The 16,292-nt window shown below is 45.2% G+C and carries 18 protein-coding genes; 6 read left to right on the top strand and 12 right to left on the bottom strand.

Annotated elements, in window-relative coordinates:
- Positions 1–15 precede the first annotated feature (15 nt).
- Both BTW01_RS16450 and BTW01_RS16445 read right to left on the bottom strand, forming a co-directional pair.
- Complete coding sequence (locus BTW01_RS16450; RefSeq protein ID WP_162104069.1) at positions 16–396, bottom strand: UPF0715 family protein; 381 nt, start codon at positions 394–396, stop codon at positions 16–18.
- Between the two features lie 292 nt (positions 397–688).
- The gene (locus BTW01_RS16445) at positions 689–1,504 is read right to left on the bottom strand and encodes an EcsC family protein (protein WP_162104170.1); all 816 of its coding nucleotides are present in this window, start codon (positions 1,502–1,504) and stop codon (positions 689–691) included.
- Positions 1,505–1,622: 118 nt separating this feature from the next.
- Between BTW01_RS16445 and BTW01_RS16440 the strand changes: the two genes are divergently transcribed.
- The 4 genes from BTW01_RS16440 to BTW01_RS16425 all read left to right on the top strand — a co-directional run bounded on the left by BTW01_RS16440 (position 1,623) and on the right by BTW01_RS16425 (position 4,291).
- Positions 1,623–2,075, top strand: a complete 453-nt coding sequence (locus BTW01_RS16440) for a DUF2188 domain-containing protein (RefSeq protein ID WP_162104068.1) — start codon at positions 1,623–1,625, stop codon at positions 2,073–2,075.
- A gap of 77 nt (positions 2,076–2,152) precedes the next feature.
- Positions 2,153–2,410: a GlsB/YeaQ/YmgE family stress response membrane protein gene (locus BTW01_RS16435; RefSeq protein ID WP_003225121.1), complete on the top strand. Its 258-nt coding sequence runs from the start codon at positions 2,153–2,155 to the stop codon at positions 2,408–2,410.
- Between the two features lie 230 nt (positions 2,411–2,640).
- Positions 2,641–3,918 carry an Nramp family divalent metal transporter gene (locus BTW01_RS16430; protein WP_162104067.1) on the top strand — a complete coding sequence of 426 codons (1,278 nt, stop codon included), beginning with the start codon at positions 2,641–2,643 and terminating at the stop codon, positions 3,916–3,918.
- Between the two features lie 106 nt (positions 3,919–4,024).
- Positions 4,025–4,291: a hypothetical protein gene (locus tag BTW01_RS16425; protein ID WP_162104066.1), complete on the top strand. Its 267-nt coding sequence runs from the start codon at positions 4,025–4,027 to the stop codon at positions 4,289–4,291.
- Between the two features lie 299 nt (positions 4,292–4,590).
- Here BTW01_RS16425 and BTW01_RS16420 read toward each other — a convergent pair whose 3' ends face one another.
- From BTW01_RS16420 to lrpC, 4 genes are all read right to left on the bottom strand, one after another.
- Entirely contained in the window at positions 4,591–6,315 is a 1,725-nt protein-coding gene (locus tag BTW01_RS16420; protein WP_162104065.1) for a pyruvate oxidase, read from the bottom strand.
- Positions 6,316–6,380: 65 nt separating this feature from the next.
- A complete protein-coding gene (locus tag BTW01_RS16415; protein ID WP_162104064.1) occupies positions 6,381–6,830 on the bottom strand; it encodes an NUDIX domain-containing protein in 450 nt (149 codons plus the stop codon).
- Between the two features lie 129 nt (positions 6,831–6,959).
- Positions 6,960–9,146 (bottom strand): DNA topoisomerase III, encoded by a 2,187-nt coding sequence (locus BTW01_RS16410; RefSeq protein ID WP_162104063.1) that lies wholly within the window; start codon positions 9,144–9,146, stop codon positions 6,960–6,962.
- A gap of 64 nt (positions 9,147–9,210) precedes the next feature.
- Positions 9,211–9,645, bottom strand: a complete 435-nt coding sequence (lrpC, locus tag BTW01_RS16405) for a transcriptional regulator LrpC (protein WP_162104062.1) — start codon at positions 9,643–9,645, stop codon at positions 9,211–9,213.
- Between the two features lie 185 nt (positions 9,646–9,830).
- On the opposite strand from lrpC, the gene BTW01_RS16400 reads away from it, so the two are divergent.
- The gene (locus tag BTW01_RS16400) at positions 9,831–10,121 is read left to right on the top strand and encodes a DUF3817 domain-containing protein (RefSeq protein WP_162104061.1); all 291 of its coding nucleotides are present in this window, start codon (positions 9,831–9,833) and stop codon (positions 10,119–10,121) included.
- A 44-nt stretch (positions 10,122–10,165) separates the two neighbouring features.
- Here BTW01_RS16400 and amj read toward each other — a convergent pair whose 3' ends face one another.
- The 5 genes from amj to BTW01_RS16375 all read right to left on the bottom strand — a co-directional run bounded on the left by amj (position 10,166) and on the right by BTW01_RS16375 (position 13,986).
- Positions 10,166–10,975 (bottom strand): lipid II flippase Amj, encoded by an 810-nt coding sequence (gene amj, locus BTW01_RS16395; RefSeq protein WP_162104060.1) that lies wholly within the window; start codon positions 10,973–10,975, stop codon positions 10,166–10,168.
- A 493-nt stretch (positions 10,976–11,468) separates the two neighbouring features.
- The gene (locus BTW01_RS16390) at positions 11,469–11,891 is read right to left on the bottom strand and encodes a pyridoxamine 5'-phosphate oxidase family protein (RefSeq protein ID WP_162104059.1); all 423 of its coding nucleotides are present in this window, start codon (positions 11,889–11,891) and stop codon (positions 11,469–11,471) included.
- Between the two features lie 77 nt (positions 11,892–11,968).
- On the bottom strand, positions 11,969–12,520 hold the full coding sequence (locus BTW01_RS16385; RefSeq protein ID WP_162104058.1) for a GNAT family N-acetyltransferase: 552 nt from the start codon (positions 12,518–12,520) through the stop codon (positions 11,969–11,971).
- An 86-nt stretch (positions 12,521–12,606) separates the two neighbouring features.
- Positions 12,607–13,110, bottom strand: coding sequence for a D-lyxose ketol-isomerase (lyxE, locus tag BTW01_RS16380; RefSeq protein ID WP_162104057.1), 504 nt, complete (start codon positions 13,108–13,110; stop codon positions 12,607–12,609).
- Positions 13,111–13,125: 15 nt separating this feature from the next.
- Positions 13,126–13,986 carry an SDR family oxidoreductase gene (locus BTW01_RS16375; protein WP_162104056.1) on the bottom strand — a complete coding sequence of 287 codons (861 nt, stop codon included), beginning with the start codon at positions 13,984–13,986 and terminating at the stop codon, positions 13,126–13,128.
- A gap of 150 nt (positions 13,987–14,136) precedes the next feature.
- On the opposite strand from BTW01_RS16375, the gene BTW01_RS16370 reads away from it, so the two are divergent.
- Positions 14,137–14,733, top strand: coding sequence for a class I SAM-dependent methyltransferase (locus tag BTW01_RS16370; RefSeq protein WP_202923610.1), 597 nt, complete (start codon positions 14,137–14,139; stop codon positions 14,731–14,733).
- Between the two features lie 19 nt (positions 14,734–14,752).
- Here BTW01_RS16370 and BTW01_RS16365 read toward each other — a convergent pair whose 3' ends face one another.
- On the bottom strand, positions 14,753–16,264 hold the full coding sequence (locus BTW01_RS16365) for a class I adenylate-forming enzyme family protein (protein WP_162104055.1): 1,512 nt from the start codon (positions 16,262–16,264) through the stop codon (positions 14,753–14,755).
- Positions 16,265–16,292: the final 28 nt, after the last annotated feature.

The following is a 16,292-nucleotide window of genomic DNA, read 5'->3' as shown; positions in this document are numbered from 1 at the left end:
AGGGATAAATCTACTTCATTTTTTTCTCTGAAAAAAAACAGAATCCCAAAGCCAATAAACGAAAGCTAAAAGAAAACTAAAAACGTACAATACATACCTAACAAAAACAATAAGACCGTAATCAGTAAGTAAAGCTAAAACCGAACAAACAATAAAAGCAAAGAAGAAATAAATCCATAAGTAACGGATATTAAACTTTTGAGGTTTTCGATTTAAAAAAAGTTGTACAGGTACAGCAAAAATAACATAAGCAATAAGCATAAAAAGGGAAGTCACCTGAAAATAACCAAACCCAAAGTCTGGGGGAGTAAACACAATCATATAGACAAATGTTGCTGATGTTACGGAAAGGACAAGCATACATACAAAGCTAAAAATTCCACTCAGAATACGCATCCCAATTACAAACTCCTTTTCGATTCATTTAAATCGAGGTTTCTGCATGAAAAATATCTATATACTACGTTTTATAATTCTGCTTTGTTTTGTTTATTCACAAAAAACAAAGAGTTTTATTTGATAGAAATACGAAGGCAAAAGATAGTGCCCCTACAATAAACGTAAACTATAAAGATGATACCTACAAGTTTAAAAAACGAAAAACCTATATACACTGGTTCGGCTGGTACCATAAACAGCGATATTATAAAAAAGCAGGCGGAGCGCGGTGTCCGTCTGCTTTCGGCTATTACATTTCTCGTTGTGTTTCTTTCAGTCGCTCAAGGATGCGCCGCTTTTTATACAGCATCATGCCTGTTTCGGTAATATCGTTTAATGTTGAGCGGTTGGCTGCGGCGCCAAAGATCATTCCCGCAACCGGCACCAGCTGAAAAAGCTTTTTCCAGCCAAACGTATCGCGATAGCCTAAAATGACTTCACGCCAGCCTTGGATTTGAGATGCGACATTTTTATATGTACGGTCTTGATCATAGTCTTTTAATTCTTGCAAAATTGATTTTTTGCCGACAACATCAGCAGATGTCAGCTGCAAACATTTTACGATGAAGACACGCTCTTTTTTCTCCTTTGGGTTATAGCCGTAAGCAACCGCGATATCCTGTAACGTTTTTAACGACAGGCCAAGTACGGCCGGAATATCAGCCGCCAGCGTAAACACACCGCCCACTCCCGTTGTCGCGCCTTGAACGGTTGCCGTGTTGATTCTGTTTTTGCCCATTCCTTCAGCAATTTCATTCATGAGAGAAAGAGGCGCTTTTCGTACGTCTTCGAGTGATTCGACATTCTCCTCCGGCAGTTTCTTTTGAAACGCCCTGATAATTTGTTTTTCAGATGTCAGGTACTGTCCTCCTGTTTGAACAAAGCTGCCGACCTCATCCAAAAGCTTGCCGATCTTTTTTTGAATGAATGCCGGTGTCAGCTTGTCCAGCAGCTGAAACGGGAGACGGCTGAGCTTTTCCCAAAACCAGACTTTTTGCTGAGCTTTTTCCCATTTCTCTATCTCTTTTAATTGCTGATGTAAGTCTTCTGTTCGTTCTGTTATCACCTCATCCACACGCCCCTTCCGTTTTTTCTACTATATAGTATACCCTTCATTTTCTCGAACACGTTTTTATTTTTCACCTGCGGGTACCATTTTTATAAAAGGAAAAGGAGTGATGGAAATGCCTTGGTCGATGAAGGATTATCCCGCTTCACTCAAAAATCTGGATAAGCCGGTGAAGAAAAAAGCAATTGAGATTGCGAATGAGATGATTGATGAGGGTTATGAGGACAGCCGCGCGATTCCAATTGCGACAAGCAAAGCAAAGGAGTGGGCAGAAAACGCCTCTAAAAAAGAAATGGATGATTTCATCAAGCATGATGATGAGACAGAACGCGACGAAGATTCTAACAGCGGCGGAGACCATGAGCTCATGGATAAAGCAGAGCATGTCATCAAACATAAAAATGGCTGGGCGGTCAAAGCTGAAGGTGCCAAACGTGCCTCTGATATTAAAGAGACAAAAGAAGATGCGATTGAACGGGCAAAGGAAATTGCAGCACATAAAGGCACTGAGGTGATTGTTCATTTGGCTGACGGAAGCGTGCAAAGAAAAATCAAAAAAGAATCATAAAGCGATATGCTTTTCGATGTTTCGAATGCAACATAAGCGGATATTGATTGATAAAACATTGATGAGAGGTGAGTATGATGATTAGCTTTTTAGTTTCATTAGTAGTTGCAATCGTAATTGGATTAATTGGAAGCGCCATTGTAGGAAACCGGATGCCCGGAGGAATTTTCGGATCTATGATTGCCGGGCTGATCGGCGCTTGGATCGGACACGGACTCCTTGGCACTTGGGGGCCGAGCCTTGCTGGCTTTGCTATTTTCCCAGCCATCATTGGAGCCGCCATCTTCGTATTTTTACTGAGCCTCGTATTTCGCGGGCTGCGTAAGGAAGCCTAGACCCATTTCATGCAGGAGGCATCGTTTCGAACTGAAACGATGTCTTTTTTTATATGGACCTTATCTGAACCCCTACATAACATGTTACATATCAGGGAAGAATCCGGATGTGGCTTTTGAACATTTTCAGTTGACAAGAAACCGTGATGATCATATGATGTAGATAAAATAATTTGCCTTAAGGAAACTCTTTGTTGTTTGGCAAAAACCAATTAGAATTTAGGTGAGACATGATGAACAAGGATATCACAGCACAATCTCCCCGTTCCAAAGCAGTCCAAGATGCGCTTGACGGGAAAATCAGAGGGTTCAGAGGGCTGCTTCCTTTTCTGGGCCCCGCGTTTATAGCAGCTATCGCTTATATTGATCCCGGCAACTTCGCAACGAATATATCGGCGGGCTCTAAATATGGATATATGCTGCTCTGGGTGATTTTGTTTTCTAATATCATGGCGCTTTTAATCCAATCCTTATCCGCCAAACTCGGGATCGCAACAGGCAAAAATCTGCCTGAGATTGCCCGCGAAGAATTTCCAAAGCCTGTCTCAATCGGATTATGGATTCAAGGTGAGCTGGTCATTATCGCAACTGATCTGGCGGAATTTATCGGAGCTGCTCTGGGACTGTATTTGCTGTTTGGCATTCCGATGCTTGAAGCCTCTATTATAGCGGCGATCGGTTCTTTCGCGATATTAGAGCTTCAGCGCCGCGGATATCGTTCACTTGAAGCCGGCATTACCGGTATGCTGTTTGTAGTGGTGATCGCCTTTGCGCTGCAAACCTTTTTCGCAAAGCCTGATGCCGCGTCAGTGATGAAAGGCCTTTTTGTTCCGGCTTTTCAAGGCACTGACAGTGTGCTTCTAGCAGCGGGTATTCTCGGCGCAACCGTGATGCCGCACGCCATTTATTTACACTCTGCCCTTACCCAGCGGCGGGTGGTCGGCAAAACTGATGCTGAACGAAAAAAAATCTTCAGGTTTGAATTTATTGATATTTTAATAGCGATGCTGATTGCGGGGGCTATTAATGCAAGCATGCTGATCGTGGCTGCTGCTTTATTTTTCAAAAACGGCCTGTTTGTCGAGGATCTCGATGTCGCATTTCAGCAATTCGGACATCTTGTCAGCCCTGTGTCAGCGGCTTTATTCGGAATCGGCCTGCTCGTTGCCGGACTATCCAGTTCGTCTGTCGGCACGCTTTCAGGCGACGTGATCATGCAGGGATTTATCAAATACCGCATCCCGCTGTATGTGCGCCGGTTTATCACGATTATTCCGCCGATCTTAATCATTGCGTCAGGCGTCAATCCGACGACCGCTCTCGTGCTGAGCCAGGTCGTGCTGTCCTTCGGAATCGCCTTTGCCTTAATCCCGCTCATTATGTTTACAAGCAATAAACGGATTATGGGATCACTGATCAACACCAAATGGGTCACAGTGGCATCATGGCTGATCGCTGTATTAATCGTCGCTTTGAACGTGTTTTTAATTGTTGATGCGTTTCGTTAGAAAAAACCGGCTCTCGAGGCCGGTTTTTGATTTTGAGTAAAAAGCTCATTGATACCCTTCTTGTCAGAAATTTGTTATGATAGAAGAAAAAATCGGAGTTTTGATGATGTCATTATTTATTCTGTTTTATTTATGGATTGTTCCTATTGTCATCGGTATTTTATGTTCTGTTGCTGCCTATAAATCTAAGGGAAAAATGAGGATCGCGCCCGGCATCGCCATGACCGCGCTCAGTATCGTCTCCTTAATCACCGCGTTTACGGCCGGACACACGAATTTCCATGTGTTTATCGGCGGCATGTTTTTATTCGGCACTTTATTGGTTGGTTCTGCTTTTCCTTTCTTTTTTGGGCTCAAAAAGAAAGAGAAATAAACTCATAGAGATATGAGCGCTGTAAGATTTGATAAAAATAAACATATAAAACATACAAGGACAAATGCGCTGATCTTTCTGTTTTGAAAGAAGATGCATTTGTCCTTTTGTCCGTTTTGAGCATGGCGAATATCATGACAAGCTGCATAGATCATTCCTAGAGACCCTAATAAATACACCGCTAATTTTATAGATTCAAACATGCTTTCCTCCTTTGATTTCATATACTGCTATGGTAACTTAAAATCCACTTGTTTCCAACACTTAAAAACAGGGGTCCTTAATAGGCCTCTGTTTTATTAAAATAACCGTTTTAAACTTTTCTTCAGTGACGGCATTTCGATTTTTTGGTTTTCGAAGAAGTTTTTCAGCATGTACTTGCTAAAGCCTTTTGCCTGCCCGTAGGTGATTTTTCCCGGCAGCGGCGGTTCATTTCCGATCGTGACGTCCACCACAACCGGCTGGTCAGCGCGCAATGCCTCATGGAAAGCCGGCGCAAGCTCTTCAGCTTTGGTTACCTTGATGCCTTTTGCCCCGCAGCTTTCTGCAAATGCAGCATAGTCGACATTTTGAAGGTTTGTGACAAAGTCGATATTGCCTTTGACCTGCTGCTCATATTCGATCATGCCGAGATTTTCGTTGTTTAAAATGACGACGGTGATCGGGAGTTTGTATTTGACGGCGGTCGGGAGATCCTGCATGACCATGGAAAAGCCCCCGTCACCACAGACAGCGATCGCCTGACGCTCCGGTTCGGCCAAGCTTGATGCGATCGCTCCCGGCAGGCCGCAGCCCATTGTCGCAAGCCAGCTGGACACGATAAAATCCTGATTCGCATTCATTTTGAAATGACGCGTCATCCAGACTGTTACAGTGCCGACATCTACAGAGAGCACTGCATCATCGGCTGCTGCTTCCTGGAGACGCGCTACGACTTGCTGGGGTTTGAGAGGTGTTTCCGCCTCACTTTCATCTTTTTCAATTTCATTCCACCAATGCTGCATATGTTCCGTGCAGGCATCTAAGAATCTTCTGTCTTCCTTCCGTTCAATATACTCGGTCAATTCACGCAGGCCAAGAGCAGAATCGCAGACAAGGCCGGCTGTCACCGGATAGCGTTTTCCGATTTTCGTCGGGTCTGAATCGAGCTGGATGGCCGGTGTGTCATCAGGCAAATAATCACGGTATGGGAATGACGTTCCGAGCATGATTAATAAATCGCATTCCTCCATTGCCTCGTAAGCCGGCTTCGTGCCAATCTGTCCGAGATTGCCGAGAAAATGCGGATGCTTATCAGGCACAACGCCTTTTGCCGGAAGTGTGACTACAATCGGCGCGGCGGCTTTATCCGCAAACTCCAGAAGTTCCTGTTTTGCCTTTTTCATTCCCCGGCCCGCCAAGATAATCGGCTTTTTGGCATTATTAATATATTGCGCACAAGTGACGAGCTGTTCCTTTTTCGGTTCAAGGTTCCCTTCAATATACACGGGTGAAGTGTACACAGGCTCGCGTTTAATTTTCTCTGCAAACAAGTCATCAGACACGCTCAATACCGCGACGCCTTTTTTGCTGTAGGCGGTGCGAATCGCTTGGTTCAAAAGATCCGGCAGTGACTCGGCACTATGTACCTCTCTGTTGAACACAGCTACGTCTTCAAACATTTGTTCAAGCTTAATCTCCTGAAAATAATCCCGTCCGACCTCGCCTGATGAAACCTGTCCTGCAATGGCCAATACAGGGGCGCCGTCCGCTTTTGCATCATATAATCCGTTTAATAAGTGTACTGCACCCGGTCCTGCGATCGACAGGCAGACACCGATTTTGCCGGTGAGTTTCGCTTCAGCCGCAGCCGCCAGCGCTGCCACCTCTTCGTGGCGGGTTTGAATAAATTTCAATTGACTGCTTTCGTGTCTTAATTCTTCAACAAACTCATTTATACTGTCTCCAGGGATGCCGTAAATATGATTAACTCCCCATTGTTCCAGCAATTCTGTCATCGCTTTTCCTGCAGTTTTTTGTGCCATGCCGTATCCTCTCCTTTTTCTTTTTCATACCACAGGAGAAACGCTTTAAAACCCGGAGACTTCTATCACTTGCCCAATCTTCTTTTCAACAGTCCGATTGCCGCGAGCATCCCTCTGTCTTTGAGGATGATGGTCGCATCTTGAACACCCTGCATAGCATCTTTGATTTGTTTTTTTCGATTGGGCACCATCAAAATTGGCAAACACTTCGGAGAAAACCACTTCAGCCCCGCTGTCTCTATGCCGTTTTCTATTGCTTGTCCGCCTGTTATGTATCCGGAAAACATGTGCTGTTCATCTTGAAATTTTGGTCTTTGATAGACACCTATTTTTGCAGAAAGCGATGCGCTATATCCCGTTTCTTCCGCTACCTCCCGGACTGCTGCTGCTTCAGCCGTTTCCCCGGGATCGACCATGCCGCCCGGCAGATCCCATAAAGGGACGTCTTTTCGTTTCACCAGCAGGATCCGCTGATTTTCGTTCAGTACGATCACAAATGCGCCTTGTGTATACATGGCAGTTCTCCTTTTCCCGCAAAAAAAGGACCAAGGTGATACCCTTCCTTGATCCTGTAGCTTTCTTTTAAAATGATACGGCAGCATGGCTGCCATTGTGCCTTTTTCCAGAGCAGCTAGTTTTCTCTGTTATTTATCCAAACCGAGTTTCTTCAGCTGTTCTGCCAGCGCGTTGTTAATCGGTTCGTCTTTCGTATTTTGTTTTTTCATATAAGAAGAAACGTCCCGTTTGGAAGCGCGCCCTTTGTCTTTGTTTTTTCGTTTTTCAAATACGGAAAGCTTCTCACGGTGCCCGCAGACACATGCGAAGGTTTGACCCTCACCTTGGCCGCGAAGCTCCATTTTTTTATGGCAGTTCGGGCAGCGTGCGTTTGTTTTTTTGGCAATCGTTTTTCTGCTTCCGCATTCACGGTCTTGGCACACGAGCATCGTGCCGCGTTTGCCGTTCACCTTCAGCATCATTTTGCCGCATTCCGGACATGCCGTTCCTGTGATATTGTCATGTCTGAATGTCTGGCTGCTGTTTTTGATTTCTTTGACCGTTTGGTTGGCATAAGCTTTCATGTCTTTAACAAAGACAGTTGATTTTAGTTTTCCGGCGGCGATTGCAGAGAGCTTTTGCTCCCATTCTGCCGTTAAGGCCGGTGATTTCAAATCGTCCGGAACTAGCTGCAGAAGCTGTTTTCCTTTAGAAGTGATAAAAATATCTTTATCTTTTTTCTCGATTAAAAAGCTGTTGAACAGTTTCTCAATAATGTCTGCACGCGTTGCCACTGTGCCGAGGCCGCCTGTTTCTCCGAGCGTTTTGACGAGACCTTTTTCTTCTCCCTGCATAAAGGCGCTTGGGTTTTCCATTGCTGACAGCAGGGTTCCCTCGTTAAAGCGGGCAGGCGGTTTCGTTTGACCGCTTGTTTCCGTTAACGTGCGGACGGCAAGAGCATCGCCTTTTTGAAGGGCTGGGAGGGTCTGATCTCTGTCATCCTCATGCTCGTCATCTTCATCCGCCATATCATAAACGGCTTTCCACCCTTGTGACTGCACGGTTTTGCCTTTAGCAGTAAAGGTTTCTCCGCCGATCTCTGCTATGACCTTTGTTTCCTCATATTCAAACGCCGGCATTAATACAGCTAGAAAACGTTTCGCAATCAGATCATACAGCTTGCGTTCTTTGTCACTCAGGCTGCTGAGAATGAGCGGCTCTTCGGTCGGGATAATCGCATGGTGATCTGACACCTTCGCGTCATTGACGTAGCCTTTATGGGATTTGATGCCGCGGCTTTTAATTTGGCGGGCATATTGGGCATACGGTTTTACTTCCATGCCTTCCAGACGGTCTTTTAACGTCGGGACGATGTCACTGGATATAAACCTTGAGTCTGTTCGCGGATATGTGACAAGCTTATGCTGCTCATATAGCTTCTGCAAAACAGAAAGTGTCTCTTTGGCAGAAAATCCGAAGCGCTTGTGGGCGTCACGCTGCAGCTCAGTTAAATCATAAAGCGCGGGAGCAAAGCTTTTTTTCGCTGTTTTTTTCAGTTCAGCAATGACCGCTTGCTTTCCGTCAAGGTCTTTTAGCAAACGGCTTGTCACGTCTTGATTGAACGTTCTCGTTTGCTTTGATTTTTTATCCTGCCATGTCAGCGTCATGCCCTCGACCGCTGCGCGGATGCCGTAATAAGGAACAGGCGTAAACGCTTGAATGTCCGCCTCGCGCTTTGCAATCATGGCAAGCGTCGGTGTCTGTACACGGCCGCATGAAAGCTGGGCATTGAATTTTGTGGTGAGCGCACGGGTCGCGTTAATTCCCACGATCCAATCCGCTTCCGCTCTGGCGACAGCAGAATGATACAGGTTTTCGTATTCTTTGCCGCTGCGCAGCTTTTGAAAGCCTTCCTTAATCGCTTTATCTGTCACAGACGAAATCCACAGCCGTTTGATCGGTTTGCGGACATTCGCTTTTTCAATGATCCAGCGGGCGACAAGCTCTCCTTCCCGGCCTGCATCAGTCGCGATGACGATCTGGTTGACGTCTTTACGGGTAAGCTGGGATTTGACTGCATTGAACTGTTTTCCGGTTTTCTTAATCACAACCAGCTTTAAGGGTTCGGGGATAATCGGCAAATCCTCCAGCCGCCATGATTGAAACTCTTTTCCATAGCCTTCCGGATCAGCGAGTGTCACTAAATGGCCCAAAGCCCATGTAACAATATATTGATCACCTTCGAGATAACCATTTCCTTTTTTATGACACTTCAGTACCCGGGCCAAATCCCGGCCGACTGAAGGTTTTTCAGCTAATACAACTGTTTTTGACATGCTTGATCACTTCTCTTTCTTTCACGCTCATCCATTTATTATAACAGACTTCGCGCAGCACTCTCTAACCGCGCCCGTTTTTCGTGTCAATTTCTGAGAAAATGACGTGAGTGACGGTTTGCGCGTATGGTGATGTTTTGTTGATGAAATCTTCTACCGCTTCGAGGCTCTGAGCATTAATTTTCAGCATATAGCAGGCTGCACCCGCAATTCGGTAGCAAAATTCGATATTCGGCAATGTTTGAATATAGTTTTTGAACCGCTCGTAATCCCCGTTTTTGACAGTTGCTTCTACAATACAGGAAACAGGAAACCCCAGTTTTTTCTGATCGACCTCCAGTGTGTATTGCTTGATGATCCCAAACGATTCAAGCTGCCTCACCCGTTCTGTCACAGATGGCGGCGACAGCTTAATTTTTCTGCCTAATTCCCTCATCGACAAACGGCTGTCTTTCTTCAGCTCTGCAATGATATTCAGATCAATTTGGTCAAGTTTCATGTCAACATCCTTCTTTACTCATGTTGTACACATTATCTCGGGTATTTTTGCAAATGACAAGTACAGCCCGCTAGAGCTAGGTTGTAAAAATGAATGTTGTTTGAACATTTTCTGAAAACTATCATGTCCGCTCGCCGTATTGTTTATCATATAGAAAGAAAACACACCCACAAGGAGGGCGATTTATGTTGCAAACGCCGATCGGAAGACTTCGCACGATGGGTTTTATTGAAGGAATGTCACTCTTAACTCTTCTGTTCATTGCCATGCCGCTGAAATATTGGGCAGGCCTTCCGCTTGCCGTAACAATTATCGGTTCGGTTCACGGCGGGTTGTTCATTTTATATTTACTTGTCTTGGCGTATGCGGCTTTCTCTGTCAAATGGCCGCTGAAATGGTCAGCCGCCGGATTTATCGCCGCTTTTGTCCCATTCGGAAACTTTTTGTATGACCGCGGATTAAGAAAATATAAATAAGGAAACGCGAAAAAGGCTGGATCTTTATGATCCAGCCCTTCTTATTAAAACCACTTTGTCAGCCACGCGATATAGTAGGCGCCCGGAATAAACATAAGCTGGGCGAGGAGTGTGCCCGCCACCCTTGAGGTAACCATTGTGATAGAGGCCCACTTTAAATACGTATAGCTTCTTTTTCCTTTTGCCACGTCATCGGCGAGAACAGATACCTTAGGATCAACAAAAATGGCCAGCAGCATCGTCGCAATCCCGTTGATCAAACCCGATGCCATTACGGCTGTCGTACTGCGCTCCGGTGCCAGAAGGCCTGCATACAAAGCTGAAAGCACGCCGATCGTATAAATCGATGTAATCAGCATGTTGATGACAAACAAACGCTTCGGAATCAAGCGTATGTGAAATCCTTTCACATACGAAAGAGACGGCAGCCGCAAATAGGAGAGCGCCTTTTTGAATCCTTGTTTCGAGAATCCCTTCCGAAACACTTGTAAAACAGAGCCGCCGCCGCTCGCCAAGTGAATTATCGCCCGTGAAAATAAAGCGACAAAAGACGGGAGCAAGAGAATACCCAGAATGGTGCCAACTGTCGACCCAAAAATCAAGAAGCGAAACTGCTCGCTAACAATCGACAGAGCGTTTTTTCCCGCGTCATCAATTAAATGTCCGGTAAAGGGCTGCTGCACCATGTTCGACATTCTGGATACGATGACCATGACATTGAATAGTGAAAGCGCAGACGCAATAAATCCTACGCGAGCCCCGGAAAGCCTTGTGGCATAAGCTAAGGTTTCTATCGAGTGAATCAGCAATAAAAAACAGAAAATAAAAAGCACCTGTGTTGTGATGACATGCACGTTATACTTCCTCCAATTTCATCCTAGAGATAAGACTGTAAAGAAGATAGAGAGGTTTCAGTTTACAATAAAAAACCGCCGGCGTACGCCGAGCGGTTTGTCTTATTCTTTTCTATATGCAAATAAAGATTATATCATCCGCCTCATCAGGCGGGTTAGATTCATAAAGCATTGTTCCGAAGAATCATTCTGGAAAGTAAACACCATGGAAATTTCTTGAACACAAGACAACGAAAGCCCTACCTCTCAATCGTCACTGCGGCTCCGAAGCCGCGCCGGTGTGAATTGTAAAACAAAAAAGTCTTTTTTCCATCTCATCGTTAGGGGCGATTTGTTATGAAGGAAAAGAATAAGGACAGCTAGTATGCTGCTCGTGAAGCGGTAAAGCTTCTATCTCAAAACAGAAAAAAGAAGTTTACTTTCTTTTTTATTTGCTTATTTATCTTGCTTAGCTACTCATGATAACATATCGCCCCTGCAAATGCAAACTTTTTTATAAGTCGAGTGAGACTGGCGTTTTTTCTCCGGCATTCATTAATCTGATATCCTCCGGTTCAATTTCAAGAATCACCAGATTCGGATCATCCTTACCGTCAAACCAGCGTTCTAATTGAGAATTCCAGATTTTGTCCTTCAGTTCGGCTGAATTGTTGATTTTGGCCTTTCCGGCAACTTCCACATACGCGTCACCAAAGCCTTCACCATCATAGCCTAATAAAATATGGACATGAGGGTTGTTCTCAATTTCTTCCGCTTTATGAGTTTCCTTGCTTGTCGGTGTGTAAATTGTCAGACCGTCATGGAAAAAAGTCATGTAGCGGGAATGCGGCTTGCCCTTTTGAACTGTAGCGAGCGAACCTACTTTATGGTGATCTAGAACATCAAATACTTTTTGTTTCATATCTTGCTGATTCATCGTGAATCACTCCTTTTCAACGTCTCCGCTTTTACTTTTCCACACACGAAGAAGATTTAAACAAGAAAATGTGCGCTTTATTTCGATTCTTTCCATTCACGCTTCAGCAAGCTGTAATAGACAAGGTCATGATACCTGCCTCCAATGAATAAGCCGTCCCGTGCCTTCCCTTCCTCCTGAAAGCCGAGCCGCTCCGGGACCGCTCTGCTTTTTTCGTTCCCGACAGCCGCACATATCGCAACGCGGTTCAGCCCAAACTCTTCAAAAGCATACGAGATCAGAGTTCGGCAGGCCGCGGTCATGATGCCTTTGCCTTCATACTCTTTGTCAATCCAATAGCCAATTTCCGCTTTTCGATTCACTTGGTCTAAATTGTGGAGGCCGATCATGCCGCATAGGCTGCCGTCATAGAAGAGCCCAGCTTCGATGCCGTTCAGGTCGGCATATTGCCGCCGCCAATCTGGAATAAGTGTTTCTCGATACGTTTCAGCACTGCTTGGGTTTTCCGCAAAAAAGAGCCACCGGCCGAGCCGCTGCTGATTTTCGATAATCAGTTCGGCAAGCCGATCCGCATCCTTTGGCTCCAACAATCGAAAGGTGATGTACTCATTTACCTTGCAGGTGAACATTCCCTCGCCCTCTTTCCTTTTTTACCCATTATAGCGGTGATTCTGTTTTTTCAATACAAAAAAGGATGGGCTGTTACGCCCCATCCTTAAATTCTTGGATCTGTAAAAATATCATGATCGTCTGTGCTCGTCGAAGACATTTCCGTCACAACGGCTCCTTCTTCCCCGGCCTGGAACCAATGCTTGGTGTTCGGCGGGATCGTATATTGCTCGCCTGGTTTAAGCTCAATTTCGTGCCAGACTGTATAGTATTCTTTGTCCTCTTGCGGAGGGAGAACCTTTGGAAGCTGTGTTTCTTCTCCTTCTACATAAAGATATACTTTTCCATAACGGCAGCGGAATGTCTCTTCCTTGCCTTTCTGGCCGTCGACCGGCGGATGGCGGTGTTCCGGGCAAGTCTGTCCCGGAAACAGCACCAGTTCCTTTGAGCAATAACGGTCTGTATTCACGTAGATGAAGAGCTGGAGCCCGGCTTTTCTTTCTTTTCCTAAGCCGTAGTCCATCAGCTGAATTTGGCCTACTTCTTCATCTGTTAATACAATACCGGCTTTTTGATAATAGCTGTTTACTTCTTCTTTCGTGATACCCACATGTTTCACTCCCTCTTATGTCGTCACAAAACTGCCGCCATTAACGTGCAGTGTTTGGCCTGTCATGTAAGATGACTCATCTGAAGCCAGCAGCACATAAGAGCCAACGAGCTCAACAGGCTGTCCAGGACGGCCTAGAGGCGCATTTTTTCCAAATTGAGCGACTGTCTCTTCTGAGAAGGTAGACGGAATTAATGGCGTCCAAATTGGTCCCGGTGCAACTGCATTCACACGGATTCCATCACTGGCAAGCGCCTGTGCCATTGTTCTTGTAAAGGCATTGATCGCACCTTTTGTCACTGTATAATCAATCAATTTCGGGTTCCCTACGTACGGATTGATAGATGTCGTGTTGATAATAGTACTGCCCGGTTTTAAGTAATCAATTGCTTTTTTAGTCAAATAAAATTGTGAATAAAAGTTAGTTTTGAATGTGCGGTGAAGCTGTTCACTTGAAATATCTTTGATGCTGTCCTTAGGATGCTGTTCACCGGCATTGTTGACAAGAATATCTAGGCCGCCTAGCTCCTTAACCGTTTTTTCAACCGCTTCATTGCAGAATTCCTCTTCGCCTACGTCACCAGGGATCAGCAGACATTTTACGCCTTCTTGTTCTATGCGCTTTTTCGTCTCTTCTGCGTCCCCATGCTCATCTTTATATACAATGGCGACATCCGCACCTTCTTTTGCATATGCAACAGAGACCGCGCGTCCGATCCCGCTGTCGCCGCCTGTAACGAGCGCTACTTTTCCTTTTAATTTGCCAGAGCCTTTATAATGTTCGTATTCGTACACCGGGGTTGGATCCATTTCACTTTCAAGTCCCGGCTGACGATTTTGGATTTGTCCCGGCAGTTCATTTGGATAATTTGTCATGCTGAATCTCCTCCTTTGTTTTCATGTCTATTTGTTGTGTACCTCACACATTCTTGCGATAAACATGGTTCAACACCTTCACATTGTTTTATCAGAAAAATGTTTCACATGAAACGTAAGGAGGAAATAACTTGCAAAGGGGGTTGCTGAATGATTAATATGCTTTCAAAAAAATTCAGCAGGCCAAAGGGCGTAATCGGCATGATAGCCGGATACATCATGGCTGCTGAAAATCAGACACTGAATCAGTGGACAATAGATCAACTGGGGATCACACATGGGGACAGCATTTTAGAAATAGGGTTTGGGCCGGGATACTGTATGCAGCAGATGCTGAAACGCGAGAAGAGCATTCATCTTTATGGGATTGATGTATCAGAGGCTATGCTGAAGCTGGCCGCCCGCAGAATAAAATCGAAAGGTGTGTGCCTCATACAAGGAAGTATCGAGACATTTCCTCTCTCCGACTCGTTTTATGATAAAGTCATTTCCGTTAACAACTACACCATCTGGAATGACCAGACAAAAGGCGTGAAACAGATTTATCAGGCGCTAAAGCCCGGCGGAAAAGCGGCGATTACGATGCAGCCGCGGGAGGCTGATGCCAGTCCCGAGAAAACAAAATCATTTGGACAACAGATGATTGCCGACTTCCAAGCAGCCGGATTTGAAGACATAGAACTGCAATTTAAACATATTAAGCCTCAGCTTTCCGTCTGTGCAACCGCAAAAAAGCCCGCCACATAATGAAGTGACGGGCATTTTTTTATGAATGTACGGCCTGCTTGCGCAAGACGTCCTTTTTCACCTTGCCGAGGTTATTTTTCGGCAGTTCGTTCACAAACTCAACTTCAGGTATTTTATAAGCGGACAGGCGTTCTTTACAATATGCGATGACGTCCTCTTCTGTTAAACGCTTGCCGCCGTTTGTCACGATAAAAGCGCGCGGTTTTTCTCCGTACAGCGGGTCTGGTATACCGACCACAGCCGTTTCAAGAATTCCCGGGATCTGCTGGATAACTTCCTCAACCTGATCCGGATAGACGTTATCGCCTCCGTAAATAATGACATCCTTGTAGCGCCCCGTGATGAAAATAAAGCCATCTTCATCCACGTAGCCTGAATCTCCGGTTTTGAACCAGCCGTTTTGCAGCACTTTTGCCGTTGCTTCAGGATTGTCTTCATAGCCTTTAAATAAGAATGGCGTGTGAACAACGATTTCGCCGATCTCACCTTGAGGGAGCTCTTCTCCCGTCTGCGGATCTTCGACTTTCACTTTCACACCCTCCACAGGTTTTCCTGCTGATGCCGCTTTATCCATTCCCATCTCAGGCATCCATGTACTGATTCCCCAAGCTTCAGTGCTTCCATAGCCGTGTGCGAGCGGAATGCCGATATCAGAATAACGGCGGATCAGGCTGCTCGGCACTTTTGTACCGCCTGTCATTAAAATCACGAGAGAAGATATGTCGGTTTGGTGCTTTTCCCATGCTTCGAGCAAATACGTGTAAAACACAGGAAGAGCCATCACGCTTTGAATTTTTTCTTCTTCAATGACCTTCAGCATATCAACAGGATCTTGATCCTTTGTAAAAATGAAACTCGTTCCTGCAAAGGTTCCCAGCATGATGCAAATGAGCGCACTCGTATGATAAATCGGGTGGCACGCAAGAAAACGAAGCCCCTTCATACGAGTTGCTGAGCTAGTGGATTTTTCTACGTATCTGTATATGCCGCCATGTGTGATCATGCATCTTTTCGGGTTTCCTGTCGTTCCAGACGTAAACATCAGAAGCGCCGTATCATCAGGGGAGACCATTTCAGTTTCAGGGAAATGGGCAGGACCCGCAAACAGAGCTTCAAATTCATCAGATGTTTCGTAAGCTGTACCTGTTTCCATCATAATCTGGAGTGAAGACAGTTCAGGAAGAACTTCATTGAGTGTCTCTTTAAACTCCGCTCCGTAAAACATCGCTTTCGGTTCACTCGCTTTTAAAATGCCTGTCATTTCATATGGTTTCAGCTGCCAGCTGACAGGCACCACAACAGCACCTATTTCAAGCGCTGCGAACATAACAGTTGATGCAGGATGGCCGTTTTTGCAAAGCAGTGCGACACGGTCTCCTTTTTGAATTCCTTTTTGCAGCATGGCATTTGCCAGTTGATTAATCCGCTTACGGTATTCTTTATATGTCAGTGTATGAGCTCCGCTTTTTACAGCCTCTATTTCTTCGTTATCCGGCATGTCATGCAGGATCAGATGCTGTAGTGTTTCCATATCGTCATCTCCTATATTCTCATTAATC

Source organism: Bacillus sp. SKDU12 (assembly GCF_010093085.1).
Lineage (GTDB): Bacteria > Bacillota > Bacilli > Bacillales > Bacillaceae > Bacillus > Bacillus mexicanus.
Note: the sequence above shows the minus strand (reverse complement) of the source record. Positions and strands in the feature narration are given on the sequence as shown.

Bases quoted from the DNA above. Each gene is read 5' to 3' on its own strand.
- BTW01_RS16365 (WP_162104055.1), bottom strand. From the start codon at position 16,264: ATGGAAACACTACAGCATCTGATCCTGCATGACATGCCGGATAACGAA.
- BTW01_RS16450 (WP_162104069.1), bottom strand. From the start codon at position 396: ATGCGTATTCTGAGTGGAATTTTTAGCTTTGTATGTATGCTTGTCCTT.
- BTW01_RS16415 (WP_162104064.1), bottom strand. From the start codon at position 6,830: ATGTATACACAAGGCGCATTTGTGATCGTACTGAACGAAAATCAGCGG.
- BTW01_RS16390 (WP_162104059.1), bottom strand. From the start codon at position 11,891: ATGAATCAGCAAGATATGAAACAAAAAGTATTTGATGTTCTAGATCAC.
- BTW01_RS16370 (WP_202923610.1), top strand. From the start codon at position 14,137: ATGATTAATATGCTTTCAAAAAAATTCAGCAGGCCAAAGGGCGTAATC.
- BTW01_RS16435 (WP_003225121.1), top strand. From the start codon at position 2,153: ATGATTAGCTTTTTAGTTTCATTAGTAGTTGCAATCGTAATTGGATTA.
- BTW01_RS16420 (WP_162104065.1), bottom strand. From the start codon at position 6,315: ATGGCACAAAAAACTGCAGGAAAAGCGATGACAGAATTGCTGGAACAA.
- lrpC (WP_162104062.1), bottom strand. From the start codon at position 9,645: ATGAAACTTGACCAAATTGATCTGAATATCATTGCAGAGCTGAAGAAA.
- BTW01_RS16430 (WP_162104067.1), top strand. From the start codon at position 2,641: ATGATGAACAAGGATATCACAGCACAATCTCCCCGTTCCAAAGCAGTC.
- BTW01_RS16400 (WP_162104061.1), top strand. From the start codon at position 9,831: ATGTTGCAAACGCCGATCGGAAGACTTCGCACGATGGGTTTTATTGAA.
- BTW01_RS16440 (WP_162104068.1), top strand. From the start codon at position 1,623: ATGCCTTGGTCGATGAAGGATTATCCCGCTTCACTCAAAAATCTGGAT.
- BTW01_RS16410 (WP_162104063.1), bottom strand. From the start codon at position 9,146: ATGTCAAAAACAGTTGTATTAGCTGAAAAACCTTCAGTCGGCCGGGAT.
- BTW01_RS16385 (WP_162104058.1), bottom strand. From the start codon at position 12,520: ATGTTCACCTGCAAGGTAAATGAGTACATCACCTTTCGATTGTTGGAG.
- BTW01_RS16375 (WP_162104056.1), bottom strand. From the start codon at position 13,986: ATGACAAATTATCCAAATGAACTGCCGGGACAAATCCAAAATCGTCAG.
- BTW01_RS16425 (WP_162104066.1), top strand. From the start codon at position 4,025: ATGTCATTATTTATTCTGTTTTATTTATGGATTGTTCCTATTGTCATC.